The 7,417-nt window shown below is 62.2% G+C and carries 11 protein-coding genes; 4 read left to right on the plus strand and 7 right to left on the minus strand.

The genetic code is table 11. The features are described 5' to 3' along the window. Positions 1-67: 67 nt before the first annotated feature. Positions 68-994, minus strand: coding sequence for a LysR family transcriptional regulator (locus QMX79_RS18830; protein WP_282248135.1), 927 nt, complete (start codon positions 992-994; stop codon positions 68-70). Between the two features lie 135 nt (positions 995-1,129). Here QMX79_RS18830 and QMX79_RS18835 point away from each other — a divergent pair, with 135 nt between their 5' ends. The 3 genes from QMX79_RS18835 (at position 1,130) to QMX79_RS18845 (ending at position 3,131) form a co-directional block, all read left to right on the plus strand. After that, a complete protein-coding gene (locus QMX79_RS18835; protein ID WP_282248136.1) occupies positions 1,130-1,399 on the plus strand; it encodes a DUF2798 domain-containing protein in 270 nt (89 codons plus the stop codon). 78 nt (positions 1,400-1,477) lie between these two features. Continuing rightward, positions 1,478-2,329 (plus strand): formyltetrahydrofolate deformylase, encoded by an 852-nt coding sequence (gene purU, locus QMX79_RS18840; RefSeq protein ID WP_282248137.1) that lies wholly within the window; start codon positions 1,478-1,480, stop codon positions 2,327-2,329. Between the two features lie 163 nt (positions 2,330-2,492). After that, positions 2,493-3,131: a LysE family transporter gene (locus QMX79_RS18845; RefSeq protein ID WP_282248138.1), complete on the plus strand. Its 639-nt coding sequence runs from the start codon at positions 2,493-2,495 to the stop codon at positions 3,129-3,131. Positions 3,132-3,219: 88 nt separating this feature from the next. Here QMX79_RS18845 and QMX79_RS18850 read toward each other — a convergent pair whose 3' ends face one another. Both QMX79_RS18850 and QMX79_RS18855 read right to left on the minus strand, forming a co-directional pair. Continuing rightward, positions 3,220-3,537: a SymE family type I addiction module toxin gene (locus QMX79_RS18850; protein ID WP_282248139.1), complete on the minus strand. Its 318-nt coding sequence runs from the start codon at positions 3,535-3,537 to the stop codon at positions 3,220-3,222. Positions 3,538-4,023: 486 nt separating this feature from the next. After that, positions 4,024-4,404 carry a hypothetical protein gene (locus QMX79_RS18855; RefSeq protein ID WP_282248140.1) on the minus strand — a complete coding sequence of 127 codons (381 nt, stop codon included), beginning with the start codon at positions 4,402-4,404 and terminating at the stop codon, positions 4,024-4,026. 753 nt (positions 4,405-5,157) lie between these two features. On the opposite strand from QMX79_RS18855, the gene QMX79_RS18860 reads away from it, so the two are divergent. Beyond that, positions 5,158-5,592, plus strand: coding sequence for a hypothetical protein (locus QMX79_RS18860; protein WP_282248141.1), 435 nt, complete (start codon positions 5,158-5,160; stop codon positions 5,590-5,592). 51 nt (positions 5,593-5,643) lie between these two features. Here the strand turns inward: QMX79_RS18860 and QMX79_RS18865 are convergent, their stop codons facing one another. The 4 genes from QMX79_RS18865 to QMX79_RS18880 all read right to left on the minus strand — a co-directional run bounded on the left by QMX79_RS18865 (position 5,644) and on the right by QMX79_RS18880 (position 7,023). Next, positions 5,644-5,808 carry a hypothetical protein gene (locus QMX79_RS18865; RefSeq protein WP_282248142.1) on the minus strand — a complete coding sequence of 55 codons (165 nt, stop codon included), beginning with the start codon at positions 5,806-5,808 and terminating at the stop codon, positions 5,644-5,646. A gap of 69 nt (positions 5,809-5,877) precedes the next feature. Further along, positions 5,878-6,084, minus strand: a complete 207-nt coding sequence (locus tag QMX79_RS18870; RefSeq protein ID WP_282248143.1) for a hypothetical protein — start codon at positions 6,082-6,084, stop codon at positions 5,878-5,880. Positions 6,085-6,094: 10 nt separating this feature from the next. Beyond that, a complete protein-coding gene (locus QMX79_RS18875; RefSeq protein ID WP_282248144.1) occupies positions 6,095-6,526 on the minus strand; it encodes a cupin domain-containing protein in 432 nt (143 codons plus the stop codon). Beyond that, a complete protein-coding gene (locus tag QMX79_RS18880; RefSeq protein ID WP_282248145.1) occupies positions 6,523-7,023 on the minus strand; it encodes a carboxymuconolactone decarboxylase family protein in 501 nt (166 codons plus the stop codon). Before QMX79_RS18880 ends, QMX79_RS18875 begins: the two co-directional genes overlap by 4 nt. Positions 7,024-7,417: the final 394 nt, after the last annotated feature.

Raw genomic sequence — 7,417 nt, forward strand, 5'->3', positions numbered from 1 at the left:
TGGCTCTCCCCGCGGGCTTTTATTTCCCCCGGCCCCCCCCCGCGGGGGGGGGGCCCCTCGCCGGATCTCACGCAACATCCACCCGCCACGCGGCCGGCAACCCCTCCACCACGTGCTGCATCAACGCCCGCACCTTCGGCGTCAAATCCCTTCGATCACTCACACACAAAAACAACCGCATAGGCTCCGGCGACGTCCGCGCCCCATCGCCAGACGCAAACAACACCTGCAACTCCCCGCGCGCCAACCAAGGCGCCGCCACGAACGCCGCCAACCGCGCGATGCCCCCGCCAGCGGCCGCCATCGCCGCCAACGCATCAATGTCATCGGACACCAGCGCCGGCCGCATCTCCGCCTCGAAACGGATTCCCTCGCGCACGAATCCCCACGGCAGCAACCGCCCATCCACCGGGTAGCGGAACACCAGGCAACGGTGCTCGCGCAGCTCCTCCGGTGTGGCCGGCACCCCTGCCTGCGCCAGGTACGAAGGCGCCGCACACACCTGGAACGGCACCTGCGCAATCGCACGCGCCACCAGGCCTTCCACCAGCTGCGGCTCGATCCGGAAACTCACATCCACGTCTTCATGCGCATGGTCCACGCTGCGGTCGGCCAACAGCAGCTCGATCGACAACCGTGGATAGCGGGCCTGCAACGCCGGCAGCATCGGCGCCAGCACATGCCGGCCAAACGCGGAGGTACTGGCAATGCGCAGGCGACCATGCGGAGTCGCCTCCGGATCGGTCACCGCCGCCTGCGCCCGTTGCAGGTCGCGCTCGATATGCCGCACCTCGGCCAGGTACAGCGCCCCACGCTCGGTCAGCGCCAGCGTGCGCGTGGTGCGGTTGAACAGGCGCACGCCCAGATGCGCTTCCAGCCGCGCGATGTTCTGCCCCACCGCCGCCGGGCTGATCCCCAGCGTGCGCGCCGCCGCCGCCAGGCTGCCGGCATCGGCGGTACGGATGAAACTGCGGATTGACTGCAGAATGTTCATGGTGGCGCCAATTCTGGCCGGTCATTGCAAAGAATTACTTTATAAAGAGCCAACGCCCGGCGGTCTACCCGCACCGCAGCCCCCTGACTATCGTGCCGGTCCCGCAACCGCTGGTTGCCGCCCACTGGACCCCTGATGTCGCAACAAGCTCAAACCCTGGCCCCCACCCGCTGGAAGCTCGGCGCCCGCGCCACCCCGTATGTCTTCGCCTTCTTCATGGCCTCCATCATGGCCATGCTCATGTGCCTGGTGATCACCGCCGCCAACGCCGGCATCAACGCCGACTTCCCCATGCGCGTACTCGGCGCCTACCAGCTCGCCATGCCCACCGCGTTCTGCTGCGTGCTGCTGGTGCGCCCGGTGGTGATGCGGTTGGTCGCGTTGACCGTGCACCCGGCGCGGTGATCGAAACGCAGCGCGCACCCAAAGTTTCACCTGACAGCATCGCTGCAGGGCAGGGCGCCGGTCCTCTACACTCGGGACATGCGCCCTGATTCCATCCTCACCCTCTCATGCCCGGACCGTACCGGGATCGTCTACCGCGTCTCCGGCCTGCTGTTCGAGCAGGGCTGCAACATCCTGGATGCGCAGCAGTTCGGCGATGACGAAAGCGGCCGGTTCTTCCTGCGCGTGCACTTCGACCGCGACCCGCGCCAGCCCATCGACACCATCCAGACCCGCATGAACGGGCTGGCGACCGACTTCAAGATGGACTGGCAGCTGCACGACGCCCGGCGCCGTGCGCGCCTGCTGGTGCTGGTGAGCAAGCAGGGGCACTGCCTCAACGACCTGCTGTTCCGCGCGCACAGCCGCCAGCTGCAGGTGGATATTGCCGCAGTGGCCTCCAACCACGAAGACTTCGGCCCGCTGGCGGGCTCCTATGGCATCCCGTTCCATCACCTGCCGGTGAATGCAGACAACCGGGACGTGCAGGAACAACAGATCATCGATCTGGTCGAACGCGAACAGATCGACCTGGTGGTGCTGGCGCGCTACATGCAGATCCTCTCGCCGCGCCTGTGCCAGGCACTGGCCGGCAGAGCGATCAACATCCACCACAGCTTCCTGCCCAGCTTCAAGGGCGCGCAGCCGTATCACCAGGCCCACGCACGCGGGGTAAAGATCATCGGCGCAACGGCCCACTACGTCACCTCTGATCTCGACGAAGGCCCGATCATCGAACAGGACGTAGCGCGGGTAGATCACGCCATGACCCCACGCGATCTCGTCCGCCTCGGCAGCGACACCGAATCGCAGGTACTGGCCCGCGCCGTACGCCGGCACGTAGAGCACCGCATCATCCTCAACGGCCACCGCACCGTAGTCTTCCGATAGCGACGAGGCCGAAAGAAAACTGGTAGCGCCGGCCGTAGGCCGGCCCCCACAATGCCGGCGGTGTAGCCACCGGCCGCGTGCCTACCGCTACCCCGGTAGTGCCGGCCCCCAGGCGGCACCGCACGGAAAAACAGAGCACCACCGCCCCACCACGGAGTCACAAGTGCTAGCACCCTACTGGGCAGAATTCCTAAGCCTGGCGATAGTCCACCTACTAGCAGTAATAGCCCCAGGCCCAGACTTCGCAGTAGCCGTCCGCCAAACCGTCCGCTATGGCCGAAAAGCAGGCATCTACACCTCGCTAGGAATAGGCGCAGGCATCTCAGTCCATGTGCTCTACACCCTAATAGGCGTAGGCGCACTACTGCACACAACCCCCTGGCTGATGACAGCAGCCAAATGGCTGGGCGCGGCCTACATCTTCTACCTCGGCATCAAGTTCCTCCGTAGCAAACCCAGCACAGGCGGCGAGGCGACCACCGACGGGCCGAGTGAAGTTGTGCAGCAAACCCCCAGGCAAGCCTTCGTCATCGGCTTCATGACCAACGCCACCAACCCCAAGGCGACGCTGTTCTTCCTGGCAGTATTCACCACACTGGTCAGCGCAAAGACACCGCTCCCCGTGCAGATGCTCTACGGCCTGTGGATGTGCCTGGTCAACGCGGCATGGTTCGTCCTGGTCAGCGTAGCCCTCTCCGCAGCAGCTGTACGCCAACGCTTCATGCGCGCCAGCCACTGGTTCGAACGGGTGATGGGCGTGCTGCTGATCGGCTTCGCGCTGCGACTGGTGTTCATGGCGTAACACGAACTCGGCCGAGGGCAGGGCGGAGACACGCCGGCGTGTCTCCAATGCCTCGGCTAAGGCCGGACGGCAGGGGCCGCGCCTCCAGCTACTCGCTCAACGCGTCCGAACGACTCTTCTTCGGCTTGTGCTTCTGATACCGGTACGGCAACGGTACCGGCGTCTCATCCAGCGTCAACGTAACGCGGCCGGGCGTCACCTCTACAAACACCCGATGCCCCGTCTTGAACCCCAGCCGCTCCATCCACACCCCGCACAGCGACAGGTAGGGAATGGACAGGTCCGGCGGCAGGATGTTGCCGGCAGGGTGCCGCAGGGCGGAAATGCGTAGGCTCTTGGGCTGATACCAGCCGATGCCAACCCGCTGGCTGGGATCGTTGCATGAATCCATCTTTGAACTGCGCATGCGTCTACTCCATCGGAAGTACTCCCTTGTCGGCGACAAGGGAGTCGGGAGGTTGATATCCGCTAAACCGACGGCGTGACTTATTTCCCAGGAGGTGTTGTATATCGCCACCCTCCCGACGCAGAACTTCGTACTTCCATTGGTTTATTAAGGGGATATCAAGCCCCGAATCCAGACGATGCACAGCTGCTCAAACAAAAAGAAGTTGATTCTTACCTAGCATACCGGCATGTTCAATTCACTGGCTCAATAGTGTGACGTAAGTGAGCCAGAACTATGGTGTCAACGAGTCGTTGTTGGAACGAACGTCCCAGATTGAAGGCATCCCCTCGTGGTGAGCGCGCCAACTTCTAGGCCGACGCTCAGTAAAGTAACGTCGTAACTGACCCTTGGATGCGCTGAACATTGCTAAGAAGGCCTCAGTGATCCCGCACACGACCGACGGTGCCTAAAGCGCTTAGCACTGACCAAGGTCAAGCGGTGCCGCTACTTCGCCGCCGCTTGGACGAGCGAAGTGATGTCCACCACTCCGGGCTCCTTCAACACAGTCCGACGAAAGTGCAGCGTGTGCGAATTGGTGTGCGCGCGGTAGCGAGCGAGCCTCGCCACAACATCGATTGGAATGAGCGCGGCGTAAAGGACAGCCAATCGACCGTCGAAGACTACGGCTGCTAAATGATCGAATGGCATCGCTGAAAGATTGCGAATGGCGCTCAGCTGAGTGCTTCCGCTTGGAGTGGTCAGCCTACGCCCCTTGATCTGGTAACGAATGCCATCCTGGCCCACCGCGTCGTAGCCGGACTGTGAGTTGGTCGCCAGCTGGGCAGCAAGTGCGCGCGCAACGATCGTCTCCGTATAGTCAGCCACGGGGTTATTCGATGACCGCACTACGCCCCTAAAACGCAGCGCTTCCAACACAGTGCAGTGCAAGTCCAACAACTGTCGATCTGATAGGGAGTTGAGTTCCATATCCGGATTATTGCGTCCACCACTGTCGTTCGCCAGCTCACACCTTGTGCTTATGAGCGATCTCGGGCAGACAGACACGACTGCGACGCGCTTCGGCTCAGAACGAGACGTAATTCTCTTGTCTGACAGATCTACCGCTTGGCGGGATGAGCAGGTCGCGTCGCGGTCAGAGAGGCGACAGCCCTGTTCTTCAAACAGGGCTGTTCCAACTCACTAAAAATTCTATATGCGCTTGACTGCGCAACTGCTTTCGACATGCCGCAACCGTTCGTCGGCCTGTCAAGTAACCAGATCCTTGCGGCACAAGGGATTCCACAGTTTCACTACAAATGGCGTTGACGGGCCCTTGTGCCCCCCCTATCTTGGGGATGCAGGGTTCAGCCCCGAAAAGTCGGGTCCTGCGAGAGCCAAAAACGCAAAACCCCAAGGCCTTCTTTTGAGGTAAGCCTTAGGGTCTGCGTCTATCAACCAACGTTGTACGGGCGGCATGACCACCCAGAGAAGCGGAGATCGACGGCAATCGATCAATGCTTCCGTCCAGTCAAACGGCCGATTCATTGGGCGTTTGTCAGGACGAAGTTGATCATTATTGATATCCGGTAATCCGTCAACTTCTCGGTGGTTCATGCTCCCCCTTACGGGAGTAACCAAATGCAGGAAAATCAGTGCGTTAGCGAAGATGTGGTGCTTTTGCTCGTCGGAGAAATGGAACAGAGTTCACTGTTCCAACTTAGCAAAAGCTACGGAATTCCCTCAGACCACTTGCTCGTCGCTGCCAACGGGACGACGGAGGATCGTCCACTTCCGGCGCTGTTCCCAGGCCCGGTCGCTGTGCACGTGGACGGAGTGCGGTTGTTTACCCCTACCGAGCTCGGGGGGCGCGTGGGGCTCTCAGCCAAGAAGTTCAACCTCTTGCTGGTCGATCACGGGCTGCAGGAGAAGCGGAACGGGCAGTGGTGCGCCACTGAGGCGGGCCAGATGTACGGGGTGATGCTTCAGGTGCACAAGAAGCAGCGGGCGGGCACCGATGTCCTGCAGCTCAAGTGGAAGGAAACCGTTTTGTGCCACATCGGTGCAGCGGGCTGATGCACCTCGCCGCGCCTACCGTTGGGTAGGCGCGGGCTTTTCCAGAACCGCTCATATCCTCCTTGGGCCGCCGTGCACCTCGCGGATGCCGCGTTTATGTAGCCAGCCGGCCAGCCCCGCAGCAGACCGGCTGCCGCCAGTCCCATGGCTCTCGCGGAACGCACTATAGAAATCCACCTCACGGCGGGTGCGCTTACGCAGGATCAGATCGGGCAAGCTCTATTCCAAGCCCGGATGCAGCGCCGCCCCGTCGCAATCCCGCAGACAGTAATCCGGCCGCAGCGCCTACAGCTGCGCATGCTGCACGATCGCCTGGAACGGCAGCTTGCCCGCATGCTGGCTGGGAAAGCGCACATGGTTAGCGGGGTGCCAACCGTGGGTCGCCCCCACATTACGGTAGCGTCGCTCGGACAGCAGGGCGGCGATCGGCACCAGAAGCTCATCGTCGTTTTCACGAACCAGCGAACCGCAGGACCTGTTTGCCTGCGGCACGCGCGCGGCACTACTCCGCCGGAATAAGCAGCGGCTTCTCTTTGTCTTTCAGAAGGAAGACAACGAACTTGGCGGGCTTGCTCTGGCTGGCATTGCGGCCCACGGTGTGAACATCGTCCGGGCCTTCATAGAACGTCTCGCCCGCTTTGATGGTCTGCTCAGGCTTTCCCCTCACACCCATGACGATGGTGCCATCGAGCACGTACACGATGGCATGCGCATCGTGGCGGTGGACGGGGTCAACCGCACCCGGCGGGTAGTCGACGGTGATGAGCGTGACCTCTTTGCCCGGGTAGTCCTGCAGCACCTGCGATGCAACCTCGGCAACAACCGCGTGCGGCGCATCAGTGGCATGCGTGCCCCCATGGGCGACAGCGGCGCCGGGCAGTAGGCAGAGGCCGATGGAGAGAGTGAGGGCCGCCCACATCGCGCGCCCGTTCATTGTGCCACCGCCGGGGCGACGGAAAGGCCTGCCTTGTCCAATCCCCATGCCTTGTCGAAGGAACCGGGCACGGCGAGGAAAGCCACGTTGATGCGGTTCCAGGCGTTAATGCCCGCGATCACGAAGGTGAGGTCGGAGATCTCGTTCTCGGACAGCTCACCGCTAACGCGCTCGTACAGTGCGGTGGGCACGCCGTCCTTCGGAATACAGGTCAGCGCCTCGGTCCACGCCAGGCTCGCACGCTCGCGCGGCGAGAACAGGTTGGATTCACGCCAGATCGCCACGTGATGAAGCCGCAGTGCGTTTTCACCGTGGATCGTGGCCTGCTTGACGTGCATATCGACGCAGAACGCGCATCCGTTGAGCTGCGAGGCTCGGATATGCACGAGATGTCGGATGGACGCTTCGATGGAGCTCTTTGCTTCAGCCATGCTGAGTTCCATGAGCTTCTTGGTCAGCTCGGGAGAATGCTGCTGGTAGTCGAGACGCTGGGTCATGGTCTTGGGTCCTGGGAAGGGGCGCGGGGGAGGTGCAGCGCGGTGCCACGTTATGCCTGCCAACTCGGTGGGGGTAGAGGCCCGGAGGTAACGTCGCTGTTTACGCCATGGCAACAATGAGGGCGTCACAGGCCTCGAACGTGGCACGTCTGTATCCCATGGACACACCAATCTGGGCACGCGCACCCCATCGTGGTTGCCGAGCGTGTCTGCGCGCCCGAGCACTACCCTGCCGGTAGCCAGCCAGCGACAACCTCAAGTGGGATTGGATACCGACGCAGCACTGTGAGCGTCGGCGGAGATCGGCTAATCTCAGGCACTCCAATGGCGGGGGGGGGGGGGGTGGAAAGGGGTTGGGTGCATCGAATTATTGCATTTCTGTTAAACAAAAAAC

It is taken from the genome of Stenotrophomonas sp. PS02300, from assembly GCF_029959395.1.
Lineage (GTDB): Bacteria > Pseudomonadota > Gammaproteobacteria > Xanthomonadales > Xanthomonadaceae > Stenotrophomonas > Stenotrophomonas maltophilia_AD.

Coding starts and splice junctions, on each gene's coding strand:
- QMX79_RS18850 (WP_282248139.1), bottom strand. CDS start 3,537: ATGCGCAGTTCAAAGATGGATTCATGCAACGATCCCAGCCAGCGGGTT.
- QMX79_RS18880 (WP_282248145.1), bottom strand. CDS start 7,023: ATGACCCAGCGTCTCGACTACCAGCAGCATTCTCCCGAGCTGACCAAG.
- QMX79_RS18835 (WP_282248136.1), top strand. CDS start 1,130: ATGTCGCAACAAGCTCAAACCCTGGCCCCCACCCGCTGGAAGCTCGGC.
- purU (WP_282248137.1), top strand. CDS start 1,478: ATGCGCCCTGATTCCATCCTCACCCTCTCATGCCCGGACCGTACCGGG.
- QMX79_RS18875 (WP_282248144.1), bottom strand. CDS start 6,526: ATGAACGGGCGCGCGATGTGGGCGGCCCTCACTCTCTCCATCGGCCTC.
- QMX79_RS18830 (WP_282248135.1), bottom strand. CDS start 994: ATGAACATTCTGCAGTCAATCCGCAGTTTCATCCGTACCGCCGATGCC.
- QMX79_RS18860 (WP_282248141.1), top strand. CDS start 5,158: ATGCAGGAAAATCAGTGCGTTAGCGAAGATGTGGTGCTTTTGCTCGTC.